Origin of the sequence: Burkholderia sp. MSMB1078WGS (assembly GCF_001528895.1) — a bacterium.
Lineage (GTDB): Bacteria > Pseudomonadota > Gammaproteobacteria > Burkholderiales > Burkholderiaceae > Burkholderia.
Genome location: NZ_LPDI01000006.1, coordinates 95,848 through 110,447 on the forward strand (window position 1 = coordinate 95,848; position 14,600 = coordinate 110,447).

General features: G+C 66.0%; 9 protein-coding genes and 2 pseudogenes. 6 read left to right on the forward strand and 5 right to left on the reverse strand.

The annotated features are described in order from the left end of the window. The first annotated feature begins 2 nt into the window (after positions 1–2). From gatB to WT24_RS02010, 3 genes are all read left to right on the forward strand, one after another. On the forward strand, positions 3–1,475 hold the full coding sequence (gatB, locus tag WT24_RS02000; protein WP_059501418.1) for an Asp-tRNA(Asn)/Glu-tRNA(Gln) amidotransferase subunit GatB: 1,473 nt from the start codon (positions 3–5) through the stop codon (positions 1,473–1,475). A gap of 118 nt (positions 1,476–1,593) precedes the next feature. Next, on the forward strand, positions 1,594–2,433 hold the full coding sequence (locus WT24_RS02005; RefSeq protein WP_059501417.1) for a polyphosphate kinase 2 family protein: 840 nt from the start codon (positions 1,594–1,596) through the stop codon (positions 2,431–2,433). Positions 2,434–2,474: 41 nt separating this feature from the next. Then, a complete protein-coding gene (locus tag WT24_RS02010) occupies positions 2,475–3,248 on the forward strand; it encodes an exodeoxyribonuclease III (RefSeq protein ID WP_060030791.1) in 774 nt (257 codons plus the stop codon). A 108-nt stretch (positions 3,249–3,356) separates the two neighbouring features. On the opposite strand, the gene WT24_RS02015 is transcribed toward WT24_RS02010, so the two are convergent. Continuing rightward, positions 3,357–4,409, reverse strand: a complete 1,053-nt coding sequence (locus tag WT24_RS02015) for an NAD(P)-dependent alcohol dehydrogenase (protein ID WP_059501413.1) — start codon at positions 4,407–4,409, stop codon at positions 3,357–3,359. A gap of 227 nt (positions 4,410–4,636) precedes the next feature. Between WT24_RS02015 and WT24_RS02020 the strand changes: the two genes are divergently transcribed. Beyond that, entirely contained in the window at positions 4,637–5,581 is a 945-nt protein-coding gene (locus WT24_RS02020) for an AraC family transcriptional regulator (RefSeq protein WP_060030794.1), read from the forward strand. A gap of 23 nt (positions 5,582–5,604) precedes the next feature. On the opposite strand, the gene WT24_RS02025 is transcribed toward WT24_RS02020, so the two are convergent. The 4 genes from WT24_RS02025 to WT24_RS02040 all read right to left on the reverse strand — a co-directional run bounded on the left by WT24_RS02025 (position 5,605) and on the right by WT24_RS02040 (position 9,926). Continuing rightward, positions 5,605–6,648 (reverse strand): M48 family metallopeptidase, encoded by a 1,044-nt coding sequence (locus WT24_RS02025; RefSeq protein WP_060030796.1) that lies wholly within the window; start codon positions 6,646–6,648, stop codon positions 5,605–5,607. Next, a complete protein-coding gene (locus WT24_RS02030) occupies positions 6,638–8,059 on the reverse strand; it encodes an AmpG family muropeptide MFS transporter (protein WP_059501409.1) in 1,422 nt (473 codons plus the stop codon). The genes WT24_RS02025 and WT24_RS02030 overlap by 11 nt, the downstream gene beginning before the upstream one ends. 116 nt (positions 8,060–8,175) lie before the next feature. Then, a complete protein-coding gene (metW, locus tag WT24_RS02035; protein WP_034208677.1) occupies positions 8,176–8,784 on the reverse strand; it encodes a methionine biosynthesis protein MetW in 609 nt (202 codons plus the stop codon). Further along, a complete protein-coding gene (locus WT24_RS02040; protein ID WP_059501407.1) occupies positions 8,781–9,926 on the reverse strand; it encodes a homoserine O-acetyltransferase in 1,146 nt (381 codons plus the stop codon). Before WT24_RS02040 ends, metW begins: the two co-directional genes overlap by 4 nt. A 1,039-nt stretch (positions 9,927–10,965) precedes the next feature. Between WT24_RS02040 and WT24_RS35695 the strand changes: the two are divergent. After that, positions 10,966–11,049 (forward strand): annotated as a pseudogene (locus WT24_RS35695) (ESPR domain-containing protein); the annotation flags it as partial. Between the two features lie 57 nt (positions 11,050–11,106). Beyond that, a pseudogene (locus WT24_RS02045) lies at positions 11,107–14,600 on the forward strand (hypothetical protein); the annotation flags it as partial.

Consider the following 14,600-nt stretch of genomic DNA (forward strand, 5'->3'; position numbering starts at 1 on the left):
GCATGACTCAATGGGAAGTCGTTATCGGTCTCGAGACGCACGCGCAACTGTCGACCGTCTCGAAGATTTTCTCGGGCGCGTCGACGCAGTTCGGCGCCGAGCCGAACACGCAGGCGTGCCCGGTCGACCTGGCGCTGCCGGGCGTGCTGCCGGTGCTGAACCGCGGCGCGGTCGAGCGGGCGATCCGCTTCGGCCTCGCGATCGGCTCGACCATCGCGCCGCGCAGCATCTTCGCGCGCAAGAATTATTTCTACCCCGATCTGCCGAAGGGCTATCAGATCAGCCAGTACGAGATTCCGGTCGTGCAGGGCGGCTCGATCACGATCCAGGTGCCCGCCAACGAAAAGGCCGGCAAGCCCGCGTACGAGAAGACGGTCAACCTGACCCGTGCGCACCTCGAGGAAGACGCAGGCAAGTCGCTGCATGAAGACTTCGCCGGGATGACCGGGATCGACCTGAACCGCGCAGGCACGCCGCTGCTCGAGATCGTCACCGAGCCGGAAATGCGCAGCGCGGCCGAGGCCGTCGCGTACGCGAAGGCGCTGCACGGGCTCGTCGTGTGGCTCGGCATTTGCGACGGCAACATGCAGGAAGGCTCGTTCCGCTGCGACGCGAACGTGTCGGTGCGCCCGGTCGGCCAGGAGAAGTTCGGCACGCGCGCGGAAATCAAGAACCTCAACTCGTTCCGGTTCCTCGAGGAAGCGATCAACTACGAAGTGCGCCGCCAGATCGAGCTGATCGAGGACGGCGGCGAGGTCGTGCAGGAAACGCGCCTGTACGATCCGGACAAGCGCGAGACGCGTTCGATGCGCAGCAAGGAAGACGCGCACGATTACCGCTACTTCCCCGATCCCGACCTGATGCCGCTCGTGATCGGCCGGGACTGGGTCGAGCGCGTGCAGTCCGGCATGCCGGAGCTGCCGGCTGCGATGCAGCAGCGCTTCGTCGACGAGTACGGCGTGTCCGCGTACGACGCGGGCGTGCTGACGTCGAGCAAGGCGATGGCCGCGTACTTCGAAGCGGTGGTCGCGAAGGCCGGCGCGGCGAACGCGAAGATCGCCGCGAACTGGCTGATGGGCGACGTGTCGTCGCAACTGAACCGCGACGGCATCGAGATCGACGCGATTCCGGTGTCGGCCGCACAGCTCGCGCTGTTGCTGCAGCGCATTGCCGACGGCACGATCTCGAACAAGATCGCGAAGGAAATCTTCGCGACGATCTGGGACGAGAAGGCGACCGACGAAGGCGCGGCCGATCGCATCATCGACGCGAAGGGGCTCAAGCAGATCTCCGACACCGGCGCGCTGGAAGCGATCATCGACGAAGTGCTCGCGGCGAACGCGAAGTCGGTCGAGGAGTTCCGCGCGGGCAAGGAAAAGGCGTTCAACGCGCTGATCGGCCAGGCGATGAAGGCGACGAAGGGCAAGGCCAATCCGCAGCAGGTCAACGAACTGCTGAAGAAGAAGCTCGGCTGAGCATGCGCGCGCGCCTGAACCGCGCTTGACGACGGGCCGCTCCGGACCAGTTCGGGGCGGCCCGTTGCGTTTGGTGGATGCGTTATCGTATGCATCGCACCGTCCAACGGAGGAACGAATGGCGAAACAACCGTCGCTCGACGATTTTCGCGTGCCCTACAGCACGCGCGAGAAGGAAGCCGCCGCATTCAAGCTCGACGCGTTCGACCCGGCCGCGAAGCCGTTTTCGTCCGGCTCGAAGGAGGCCGATCGCGAACGGCTGTCGGTCGTGTCGACCGAGCTCGACGTTCAGCAGGAGCGCCTGCACACGCAGCAGAAGAAGCGCGTGTTGCTCGTGCTGCAGGGGATGGACACGAGCGGCAAGGACGGCACCGTGCGCGCGGTGTTTCGCGAGGTCGATCCGCTCGGCCTGCGCATCGTGCCGTTCAAGGCGCCGACGCCGATCGAGGCCGCGCACGATTTCCTGTGGCGCGTGCATGCGCAGGTGCCGGCGGCGGGCGAACTCGCGATCTTCAACCGCAGCCACTACGAAGACGTCCTGGTGCCGCGCGTGCTCGGCACGATCGGCGACAAGGAGTGCGAGCGCCGCTACCGGCAGATCCGCGATTTCGAGACGATGCTGTTCGAGAACGGCACGACCATCGTCAAGTGCTTCCTGCACATCTCGAAGGACGAGCAGCGCGCGCGGTTGCAGGCGCGCATCGACGACCCGACCAAGCACTGGAAATTCGACATTTCCGATCTCGACGCGCGCAAGCACTGGGACGCTTACCAGTCCGCGTACCGCGACGCGCTCGCCGCGACGTCGGCCGAGCACGCGCCGTGGTACGTGATCCCCGCGAATTCGAAGACGCACCGCAACGTGATGATCGCCGAGCTGCTGCTGCGCACGATGACCGACATGAAGCTGGAATTCCCGCCGCCGAAGCCCGAGCTCGAAGGCGTGAAGATCCGTTAAGCTGCCACCCTGTAAAAACATCGAACTGAACGGAACCCGACATGATGCGAGTGATTACCGCCAACCTGAACGGCATCCGCTCCGCCGCGAAGAAGGGCTTCTTCGACTGGCTCGGCGAGCAGAACGCCGATTGCGTGTGCGTGCAGGAAATCAAGGTATCGGCCGACGACCTGCCGGCCGAATTCGTCGAGCCGCACGGCTTCAAGAGCTATTTCCACCACGCCGAGAAGAAGGGTTACAGCGGCGCGGGCGTGTACAGCCGCCGCGAGCCCGATGACGTGATCATCGGTTTCGGCAGCAGCGAATTCGATGCCGAAGGGCGCTACGTCGAGGCGCGCTACGGCAAGCTGTCGATCGTGTCGGTGTACGTGCCGTCCGGATCGAGCGGCGAAGAGCGCCAGCAGGCGAAGTACCGCTTCATGGCCGAATTCATGCCGCATCTCGCCGCGCTGAAGAAGAGGCGCGAGGTGATCCTGTGCGGCGACGTGAACATCGTCCACAAGGAAATCGACATCAAGAACTGGAAGAGCAACCAGAAGAACTCGGGCTGCTTGCCGGAAGAGCGCGAGTGGCTCACGAAGCTGTTCGACGATGTCGGCTACGTCGACGTGTTCCGCACGCTCGACCCGCGTCCCGAGCAGTACACGTGGTGGAGCAACCGCGGCCAGGCGTACGCGAAGAACGTCGGGTGGCGGATCGATTACCAGATCGCGACCCCGGGTGTGGCCGGTACCGCGAAAAGCACGTCGATCTTCAAGGACATCAAGTTCAGCGATCATGCGCCGCTGACGGTCGACTACGACTACAAGAAGTGATGGTCGGCGCTGCGCCGCGCGCGCAGCCGCCGGGCGAGTCATCCCGGTCGCCGGATGAAAGACGGGCCGCCTGTTCCGACAGGCGGCCCGTTTCGCATGGGGCGACGCTTACTGCTTCAACGACGCCATGTCGATCACGAACCGGTACTTCACGTCGCTCTTCAGCATCCGCTCGTAGGCCGCGTTGATCTGCTGCATCGGAATCGTTTCGATGTCGGACGTGATCCCGTGCTCCGCGCAGAAGTCGAGCATTTCCTGCGTTTCCGCGATGCCGCCGATCAGCGAGCCCGCGAGGCGGCGCCGCTTGAAGATCAGGTTGAACACCTGCGGCGACGGGTGGTCATGCTCCGGCGCGCCGACCAGCGTCATCGTGCCGTCGCGCTTCAGCAGGTGCAGGAACGGATTCAGATCGTGCTGCGCGGCGACCGTGTTCAGGATGAAGTCGAAGCTGTTCAGGTGCGCGTTCATCTGCGCTTCGTCCTTCGAGATCACCACTTCGTGCGCGCCGAGCCGCTTGCCGTCCTCGATCTTCGACGGCGACGTCGTGAACAGCACGACGTGCGCGCCCATCGCGCGCGCCAGCTTCACGCCCATGTGGCCGAGGCCGCCGAGACCGACGATCCCGACTTTCTTGCCGGGGCCGACGTTCCACTGCCGCAGCGGCGAGTAGGTCGTGATCCCCGCGCACAGCAGCGGCGCGGCGCCGGCCGGGTCGAGCGTGTCCGGCACGCGCAGCACGAACGCCTCGTCGACGACGAGCTGCGTCGAATAGCCGCCGTACGTGATGTCGCCGGTGACGCGATCCTGGCCGTTGTAGGTGCCGACGAAGCCGTTCTCGCAATACTGTTCGAGACCTTCCGCGCAGCTTGCGCACGTGCGGCACGAATCGACGAGGCAGCCGACGCCGACCAGTTCGCCGACCTTGAAACGCGACACCTGCGGGCCGGTCGCGGTCACGCGGCCGACGATTTCATGGCCCGGTACCACCGGATAGATCGTGTTGCGCCATTCGTTGCGCGCCTGATGAAGATCCGAGTGGCAGACGCCGCAATAGAGGACGTCGATCTGGACGTCGAGGTCGCGCAGTGCGCGACGCTGGAATTCGAACGGGGCGAGCGGCGACTGCGAATCCGTCGCCGCGTAGGCATAGGTTGTGCTCATGCGGTGGGCTCCTTGTCCGGAAAAGATCCGGCGAAACAGACTGCCGTCGCATCGTGTGGCGATGCGGCGAGACAGGTGCCTATCGTAAGGAGCGCACCGCCGCGGTGAAATACCCGAAGGTCTGGAAGATTTGCCTATTCCTCTCGAATTGCCCGCGAACAGCCGTCAAAATGCGTTAGCGGTGCTACATTGCGAGCCAGATTCTCTTGCCGGACAGGACCAAGCCGATGAGCTTCCAGCCCCTTTTCGACGACTCGGGCGACCGTGTGCGGCGCCGCATGATCGAGCTGCATTCACGTCTCGCGCCGAATGAAGGCGATACGCTGGCGGCGCTCGACGGCGTGCGCTTCATTCGCGTGAGCCGTCCGGTGCCGCGCATGCCGGTGCTGTATGAACCGAGCATCATCGTCGTGTGCCAGGGCCGCAAGCTCGGTTATCTCGGCGATCGCTCGTTCGTCTACGACGCGCAGCAGTATCTGGTGCTGTCGGTACCGCTGCCGTTCGAATGCGAAACCTTCGCGACCATGGACGAGCCGTTTCTCGCGATCTCGATCCGCGTCGATCTCGCGGTGATCGCCGAGCTCGCGATCCTGCTCGACGAGACGCTCGGTGCCGCTGTCAGCGAGCCGCACGGCGTCTATTCGACGCCGCTCGATGCGCCGCTCGCCGACGCGGTGGTGCGCCTGCTCGAAACACTCGCGTCGCCGCACGACACGCGCGTGCTCGGGCCCGCGATCATGCGCGAGATCGCGTACCGCGTGCTGACCGGCGCGCAGGGCGACGCGATTCGTGCGGCGCTCGTCCAGCAGCATCATTTCGGCCGCGTCGCGAAGGCGCTGCGCCGCATCCATGCGGACCTGAGGGCCGATCTCGATGTCGAGACGCTCGCGCGCGAAGCCGGGATGAGCGTCGCGGTGTTCCACGCGCAGTTCAAGCACGTGACGGCGACGTCGCCGATGCAGTACGTGAAGGCCGCGCGGCTGCACCAGGCGCGGCTGATGATGGTGCAGGACGGTGTCGGTGCGGGCGCGGCGGCCGCGCGGGTCGGCTATGCGAGCGCGTCGCAGTTCAGCCGCGAGTTCAAGCGGCTGTTCGGCCGCAGCCCCGGAGACGAAGTGCGCTGGATGCGCGACAGCGGGGTGCGCCCGGCGATGGCCGACGTGGACGCGTAGCGTCCGCCGTTTCGCTCGGCGGCTCAGCGCCGCACGATCTTGCGCCGCTGTGCGCTGATGCCCGCGTAGTCGGGCAGCGATTCGACGCGTTTGCCGGTCGCTTTCGCGTACAGCGGCATCAGGTCCGGCAGCCGGTTCAGCAGATCCTGGCGGCGCGCGCTGCTGTACGGGTGCGTGTAGATGAAGCCCGACGCCTTGTTCGCGCGCGTCGCGACCGCGAGCTTGTCCCACAGCGTGATCGCCGCGCGCGGATCGAAGCCCGCGCGTGCGGCGATGTCGCCGCCGATCACGTCGGCCTCGGTCTCGTCGGTCGGATCGTAGTGGAGCGACTGCAGGCGCTCGCCGAAGTTCAGCGCCTGCGGCAGCGGATCGCCGACGCCGAACAGCGGCGGCAGCGCGGCCGCGCGCAGCGACGTCTGCGAGGTCATGCTGAAATTGCTGCGCGCGTGTTCGCGCAGCGCATGCGCGATGCCGTGCGCGAGCAGCACGCCGAGCTCGTCGTCGTTCAGGCGCACGCGCTCGAGCATGCCGCCGTACACGAGCACCTTGCCGCCCGGCAGGCAGGTCAGGCGGATGTCGCGCGAGCGGATCGCGTTGACGTCCCACGCCCAGCTTTTCACGCGGTCGTTCCACTTCACCGAATACGGCGCGAGCTTCGCGACGATCGCGCGCAGCCGCTTCACGCGCGGCTGGTTCGCGGGCAGCAGGCGATTGCTGTCGGCGGCCGTCTGCACGATCTGCGCGTATTCGTTCGCGGTGAGCTGCTCGAGCAGCGGCGACGGGATCAGCGTGCGGAACGCGATCGCGTTGCCGTAGCGGACCTGCTGCGGCGTCGGCGTATAGGCCTTCGCCGGCGCCGCGGCGCCGGTCGGCTGCGCGCCTTCCGCGGCGGACGGCGGGACGGGCGCGGCGGACGTGGCAGGGCCGGGAGGCGCCGCCTGCGCCGCGGCCGGTGCGGAGCCCGCTGCCGTCGCGCCGGTGTCGGTCGCGTGCGCGGCGAGTGCCGCGGCGCCGACGCTCAGCGAAGCCGCCACGTGGGCGAGACGATGCAGGCGGTTACCGCGCACGGCTGGCCTCGCCGTTGCGTGCGGTACCGTTCCACGGCGCGATCCTGAACAGCAGCAACATGCCGGGAATCGCAAGCGCGGTACACACGATGAAGTAGTCGTACCAGCCGATCTTCGCGACGACGAAGCCGCTCGCGGCCGACGCGAGCGTGCGCGGCACCGACGCGAGGCTGGTGAACAGCGCGAACTGCGTGGCCGTATAGCGCGGGTCGGTCGTGCTCGCGATGTACGCGACGAACGCGGCCATCGTCAGGCCGGTCGTGAAGGTTTCGAAGCCGTAGACGAGCGCGAGCGCGACCGTCATCGGGCTGAATTGCGGCGCGACGGCGATGCCGAACACCGACAGCGCGGCCGCGATCGCATGGCTCGTCGATACGGTGAAGTCGTACAGCACCGCGAGCACCGGCGAGCCGGGGCCCAACTGCGCGAGCCACGCGAAGCCGAGTGTCGACACCATCTGCAGTGCGCCGAAGATCCACAGCCCGCGGCCGATGCCGATCTTCACGAGCCAGATGCCGCCGATGATGCCGCCGGCGACGCTCGCGACGAGCGCGGTGGTCTTCGCGACGATGCCGATCTCGGTGCGCGTGAAGCCGATGTCGAGGAAGAACGACGTCGATAGCGTGGTGGCCATCGTGTCGCCGATCTTGAACAGGAAGATGAACGCGATGACGAGCAGCGCGCCGGCCCAGCCGTCGCGCTGGATGAATTCGCGGAACGGCAGCACGATCGCGTCGCGCAGATTGCGCGGCGGCGCGCCGGCCACTTCCGGCTCGCGCACGACGAGCGTCATCAGGATGCCCGGCAGCATGAACGCGCCGGTGATCGCGAAGACGGCGTCCCACGGCAGGTGGTCCGACAGGATCAGCGCCAGCGAGCCGGGGATCAGCGCGGCGAGCTTGTACGCGTTCACGTGCACCGCGTTGCCGAGCCCCTGCTCGGTGTCGCGCAGCAGCTCGCGGCGATACGCGTCGATCACGATGTCGGCGCTCGCGCCGAAGAACGCGACGAGCGTCGTGAGCGCGGCGACCGTCCAGATCGAGTCGCGCGGCGACACGAAGCCGAGCGCGGCGATCGCGCCCGCGACCAGCAGCTGCGTGAGCAGCAGCCAACCGCGCCGGCGGCCCGGCCGCCAGCCCGGCAGGTGCGGGACGTAGCGGTCCATCAGCGGCGCCCACAGGAACTTCCACGTATACGGGAACTGGATCAGCGCGAACAGGCCGATTTCCTTCAGGTTCACGCCCTCGGAGCGCAGCCATGCCTGCACGAGGTAGACGAGCGTGAACAGGGGCAGCCCCGACGTGAAGCCCAGGAACACGCAGATCAGCATGTGCGTGTTCAGATAGGCGCGCCAGCCGGGGTGATCCTCGTGAGCGGTGAGTGCGGGCGCCTCGTGTGGCGTTTTCGACATGGAATGGAACTGGGTAGCGTTGACTGATGGCGGCGGCAGCGCAGGCGGCGCGGACGGCACAGGAGGGGCGGCCGCGCACGCGGGCCGGCCGGATCTTCCGTCAACGGCTCCCCGGCTCAGCTGCGCTTGACGCGATAGACAGCAAGACTACCACGCCAGTTCGCTCCCCATCGAATCGGCTGGCCTTCGTGCAGCACGACGCGGTCGAGGATCGTGACGCCGACCTCGGGCGCGAGCGCCTCGAAATCCTTGATCGTCAGCACGCGCACGTTCGGCGTGTTGTGCCACTGGTACGGCAGCGATTTCGACACCGGCATGCGGCCCTGCAGCACCGACAGCCGGTGCGACCAGTAGCCGAAGTTCGGGAACGACACGATGCACTCGCGGCCGACGCGCGCCGTTTCGCGCAGGATCGCGGCCGTCTGGTGGATCGTCTGCAGCGTCTGCGACAGGATCGCGATGTCGAAGCTGTGATCCTCGAACAGGCGCAGGCCGTCCTCGAGGTTCTGCTGGATCACGTTGATGCCGTTCTTCGCGCTCGCGAGCACGCCCGCGTCGTTCAGCTCGATCCCGTAGCCGGTGACGTCCAACTCCTCCATCAGCAACGCGAGCAGCGAGCCGTCGCCGCAGCCGAGGTCGAGCACGGTCGAGCGCGGCTCGACCCAGCGGGCGATCGTGCGGAAGTCCGCGCGCGCGGACAGGGAATTCAGCGCTTGCTGGTTCATGCTCCCACCTCGATGGCGATTCGTTCGTAATACGCACGGATCAGGTTGTGATAGCGCGCGTCGTCGAGCAGGAACGCGTCGTGGCCGTGCGGCGCGTCGATTTCCGCGTAGCTGACCGTGCGCTTGTTGTCGAGCAGCGCCTTCACGATCTCGCGCGAGCGCGCCGGCGCGAAGCGCCAGTCGGTCGAGAAGCTCGCGATCAGGTATTTCGCCTGCGTGTGCGCGAGCGCGGCCGTCAGGTTGCCGTCGAACGCCTTCGCCGGGTCGAAGTAATCGAGCGCGCGCGTGATCAGCAGGTAGGTGTTCGCGTCGAAGTAGTCGGCGAACTTGTCGCCCTGGTAGCGCAGGTACGACTCGACCTCGAATTCGACGTCGAAGCTGAAGTTGTACGCGTCGAGCGCGCCGTCCGCACGGCGCAGCGCGCGGCCGAATTTCTCGGCCATGTCGTCGTCCGACAGGTAGGTGATGTGACCGATCATCCGTGCGACGCGCAGGCCGCGCTTCGGCTTCACGTCGTGCGCGTAGTAGTCGCCGCCGTGGAAATCGGGATCGGACAGGATCGCCGAGCGCGCGACTTCGTTGAACGCGATGTTCTGCGCGGACAGCTTCGGCGTCGACGCGATGTCGATGCAGTGCGCGACGCGCTCCGGATACATCAGGCTCCATGCGAGCGCCTGCATCCCGCCGAGGCTGCCGCCCATCACCGCGGCGAAGCGCTCGATGCCGAACGCATCGGCGACACGCGCCTGCGCGTGCACCCAGTCCTCGACGGTGACGACCGGGAAGCGCGCGCCGTACGGCTTGCCGGTCGACGGATCGATGCTCATCGGGCCGGTCGAGCCGAAGCACGAGCCGAGGTTGTTCACGCCGATCACGAAGAAGCGGTTGGTGTCGAGCGGCTTGCCGGGGCCGACCATGTTGTCCCACCAGCCGGTGCTGCGCGGATCGTCCGCGTAGACGCCGGCGACGTGATGCGACGCGTTCAGCGCGTGGCAGACGAGCACCGCGTTCGAGCGCGCGGCATTGAGCTCGCCGTACGTTTCGACGACGAGTTGATAGTTGCCGAGCGCGCTGCCGCTTTGCAAGCGCAGCGGTTCGGCGAAATGCATGGTCTGTGGAGCGACGATGCCGATCGATTCCATTCGTTCCGCCTTATGACTGGGCGGCTAAACGGTGTCGGCGAGGCGCGGAGTCGGAGATGCGCGGCTGACGACCTCTTTAGCCGCATTTGTAGTGAACCGCCGGGGAACGACGCACGATGCATCAAGGCCCCGGCCGGTTCGCGCGCCCGCAATCGAGTCAGCAAATCGGCGCGCTTCCGACCTGCCGCCAACGGGCGGCAAGTCGGCAAAGTATAGCGAAGTCTGGACGATGGCGCACCGGGATGTTTGGACGGTCGCTGGGGGACGGCCGCCGGGCGGCGGTCGCGCCGCGGGGATATTGCGACAGCAGGAAACGGATGAAACCGCGATATTGGTTGGGCCGATATTTTGCGATTGTTTATCTCGCTTAATTGGCGGGTTGGAATTCGTTGATGCGCATAACGCAAACGAGATTTTTAAAGATATGAGGGTTCGGTCGACTTATGCAGTTAGTGTCGGCTATTGATTTTTATATTTTTTTGGGGGGGATTGTACGGGTTGAAAATATCCGGGACTCCGGATGGCCCAATCTGCTCCGGTTGTAGCGATACGCGTGCGCAATGTGCCGCCGAGCCGCGCGGCAGCGTGCCCGTCGAGGCGATGGCGTGGCGAACGGTTCCCGCCGGCGACCATCTGAAAAATAGATCGCGCCGTGATTTGAGGTGACAGATTTCAGTGTTCAACTGTCAAGTTTGTCAATTGGCAAGAATTTGGCTATTTCTCTAAATTAATTCGTATCTGTACTATTTAGGTGGCGTCTCAATCTAGTACACGTCCCGTTTTTTTGGTGAAGACGAGTAAATAGAATTTCGAGCAGCTTTCAGTTGCCGGTTGCGAATGACGCATCCCCTCCCGCCTTGACGCACATTCGGCCGCTTCGGTCATACGGGCGTCTGAACGGACGCATCGCCATTTCTCCCGAGTAATCGCAAGCGCTGGCATCTCGTCATCACGGGCCACCGCCGCGGATCCGCCATATCGGTATCGACGTCGCATACACGCCGCAGCGGGCCGGCCTATCACCAGAGGAAGTGTTCGAATGAACAAGACATATCGTGTCGTATGGAACCACTCCACCAGCACTTGGTGCGCGGCCTCCGAAATTACCCGTGGGCGCTCGAAGACATCGTCGTCGTCCGCTGCGCGTATCGCTGCGGCGACCGTACTGGTCGCCGCGTCGATGAGTTCCGCGTTTGCCGCGCCGGAAGAGCCGGCCGATACGCCGTTGCGCCTGTCGGATAGCGCATCGCCGGAAACCCGGCGCGCGGACGAGCAGGATGCGCTCGCGGCCCGCATGAGTCCGGCGGCCGGCACCCGGGCGATCGTGACCGACAACAGCCCCTACGTGAAGATCGACGCGAACGGCAACGGTACGGACAATGCGTCGGCGCTCGGCGAAAAGTCGATTGCGATCGGCAGCAACGCGAGCACGCGGCCTTCGTCGACCGGAGCCGGCGGCGCGGTAGCGGTGGGAAGCGCGGCGAGCGCGACAGCCAACAACGTCGCGGTAGGCGCCCGAGCGTCGGCGCTGGGCGATGAGGGCTCGGTGGCGCTCGGGGCTGGCACGAATGCGGCGGGCAAGTCGTCGATCGCGGTGGGCAACGAGGCCAAGGCGACCGGCTGGGGCGCATTCGCGCTGGGCCGCAAGGCGCAGGCCACGGCCGAGTCGGGCCTCGCGATCGGCGATTCGACCGTGGCGTCGCAAGTCGGTGCGATCGCGATCGGCCGGGAAGCGGCCGCTTCGTCGGAGAGTGCGCTGTCGATCGGCACGAATGCGGCTGCGCGGGCGGCGGACAGCGTGGCCATCGGCTCGTATTCCGAAACGGATCGGGAGCAGACGGTATCGGTCGGCTCGGCCGGTTTCGAACGGCAGATCGTCAATGTGGCGCGTGGCGGCCAGGCGACCGATGCCGTCAACGTCGCGCAATTGCAGGACGTGACCGTCGCACTGGGCGGTAACGCCGGCGTCGCGGCCGATGGCAGCATCACGAAGCCGTCCTATCGGATCGGCGATCAGGTCTACAACGACGTTGGCTCGGCATTGCAAGCCGCTTCGCAGGCTGGTGGAGCCGGCAACGCCGTGCAGTACGACGACGAAACGAAAGGCACGGTCACGCTCGGCGGCACGGGCGCGACGGCGACCAAGCTGACCAACGTGCGTGCGGGCGTGCTGGCCGCGGGCAGCACGGATGCCGTCAACGGCGCGCAGTTGTTCGCCACCAACAATCGCGTGACCAACATCGAGCAGTCGCTGACGGGAAGTGGCCTGATCGATCCCGGCACCGGCGAATCGCTGGCAGTCACTTACGACAGCGCGCAGAAGGATCGCGTGACGTTGAACGCGGGCGCGCAGCCCGTCGCGCTCACCAACGTGAAGGCCGGCCGGCTGACCGCGACAAGCACGGACGCGGTCAACGGCGCGCAACTGTTCGCGACGAACAAGAGCGTCGGCGACTTGCAGCAGTCCCTGACCGACGGCGGCGTGATCGATCCGTCGACCGGTGCGTCGCTGGCGGTTGCGTACGACAGCGCGCAGAAGGGAAGTGTCACGCTGGCCGGCACGGGCGGCACGACGCTCGGTAATGTGAAAGCCGGCCGGGTGACGGCGTCGAGCATGGATGCCGTCAATGGCGCGCAGCTCCATGGCGTGTCGTCGAGCGTCGCATCCGCGCTTGGCGGAGGCTCGGCTGTCAACGCGGACGGCACGGTATCGAAGCCGGCATACAAGGTGGGCGATCAGACGTATACCAACGTCGGGGACGCGATTCAGGCCGCGGCATCGACCGGCGGCAGCGGCGGCGGCGCGAATTCGAATGCCGTGCAGTATGACGGCGCGGCCAAGACCAGCGTGACGCTGGGCGGCGCCGGTGCGGCCCCGGTCGCGCTGAAGAACGTCGCGACCGGCGTCGCGGACACGGATGCCGTCAACGTCAAGCAACTCGCGACCGGTCTGAACGACGTCAAGAGCGATATCGCGACGAGCCTGGGCGACGGGTCGTTCGACATGAAGTACATCAAGGTCAAGGCGAACGGCACGCAGGCGAATGCGTTGGGCAAGAACACCATCGCGATTGGTTCGAACGCGAATGCGACGAACATCAATGCGCTGGCCGTGGGTTCCGGCGCGCGCGCGTCGGGCATCAATTCGATCGCGCTCGGCGTCAATTCGATTGCGATGCAGCCGAATACCGTGTCGGTGGGCGACGAAGGTGCGACGCGCAGGATCGTGAACATCAGTGACGGTATCGACGATAACGACGCCGTCAACATGAAGCAACTGAGCGAGGCGATTCACGCTGCCGACAATCGGGCCATGGTATCCGCGCGCGGAGCCATGTCGCAGCAGACGCGTGACGTCACTTCGAAGCCCGGCAGCTTCGTGGCGATCGAAGGTCTCGGCGACGACGGCAGCTTGCCGAACATCGCGTCGATGAATGGCCGCGATCCGCTGTCGGGTACGGCTGCGGCGGTCGGTGTGTCGTCGGCTGCGGCCGGGGTCAACGCCGTCGCGGTCGGCTTGCAGTCGGTGGCGGGGTCGGACCATTCGGTCGGCATCGGCAGCATCGCGCAGACCGGGGTCGATCAGGAATATTCGGTCGCGATCGGCAGCATGGTGACGACGAACGGTGTGCGAGCGATCGCGGTCGGCTCCGAAGCGAAAGCGAACGGCGACAATTCGGTTGCGCTCGGCAACAACAAGGTCTCGGCGATCGGCGACAGTTCGGTAGCCGTGGGTGATGGCGCGAAGACGATGGTCGGCGCGCGAAACAGTATCGCGATGGGCAAGTCCGCATCGGTCATGCAGAACGTCAGCGATGCGATGGCACTGGGCGCCAACGCGAGCGTGACGGCGGCCGGCGCGGGCGGTGTGGCGCTGGGTGCCGACTCGGTCGCGAACCGCGGCAATGCGCTTTCGGTCGGTTCGAACAAGGTACAGCGTCAGATCGTCAATGTCGCGAAGGGTACGCAAGGTACCGACGCGGTGAACCTGAGTCAGCTCAAGGGCGTGACGGACGCGCTGGGCGGTGGCACGACCATCGCCGGCGACGGCACGATCACGGCGCCGTCGTACAAGGTCGGGGACAAGGTCTACAACAACGTCGGCGATGCGCTCGCGGCAGCTGGTCAAGGCCAGGGCGGCACGGATCCGAACGCGGTGGCTTACGACAGCGCGCAGAAGGACAAGGTGACGCTGGCGGGCACGGAAGGTACGGCGCTCACGAACGTGAAGGCCGGCCAGGTCATCGCGGGCAGCAAGGACGCGATCAACGGCGGTCAACTGCATGGCACGGCGCAGAGCGTGGCGAATGCGCTGGGCGGCGGTTCGTCGGTGGATGCGAACGGCGGGGTATCCGCGCCGACGTACAACCTGACCGATTCCGCGGACGGCTCGAAGCAAGTCGCGTATCGCAACGTCGGCGACGCACTGGAAAACCTGGACGGTCGGGTTGCGGGCAACACGGGTGACATCACGAACATCAAGAACGCGTTCACGAACACGGGCCTGGTGGATGGTGATGGTCACACGCGTGCGGCAGTGACGTACGACAAGAACGCGGACGGCACGCCGAACCACGGCAAGGCCACGCTCGCGGGCGCGGGCGGCACGATCCTGTCGAACGTAGCGGCGGGTAAGGCTGACAAGGATGCGGTGAACCTTGGCCAGTTGAAGGA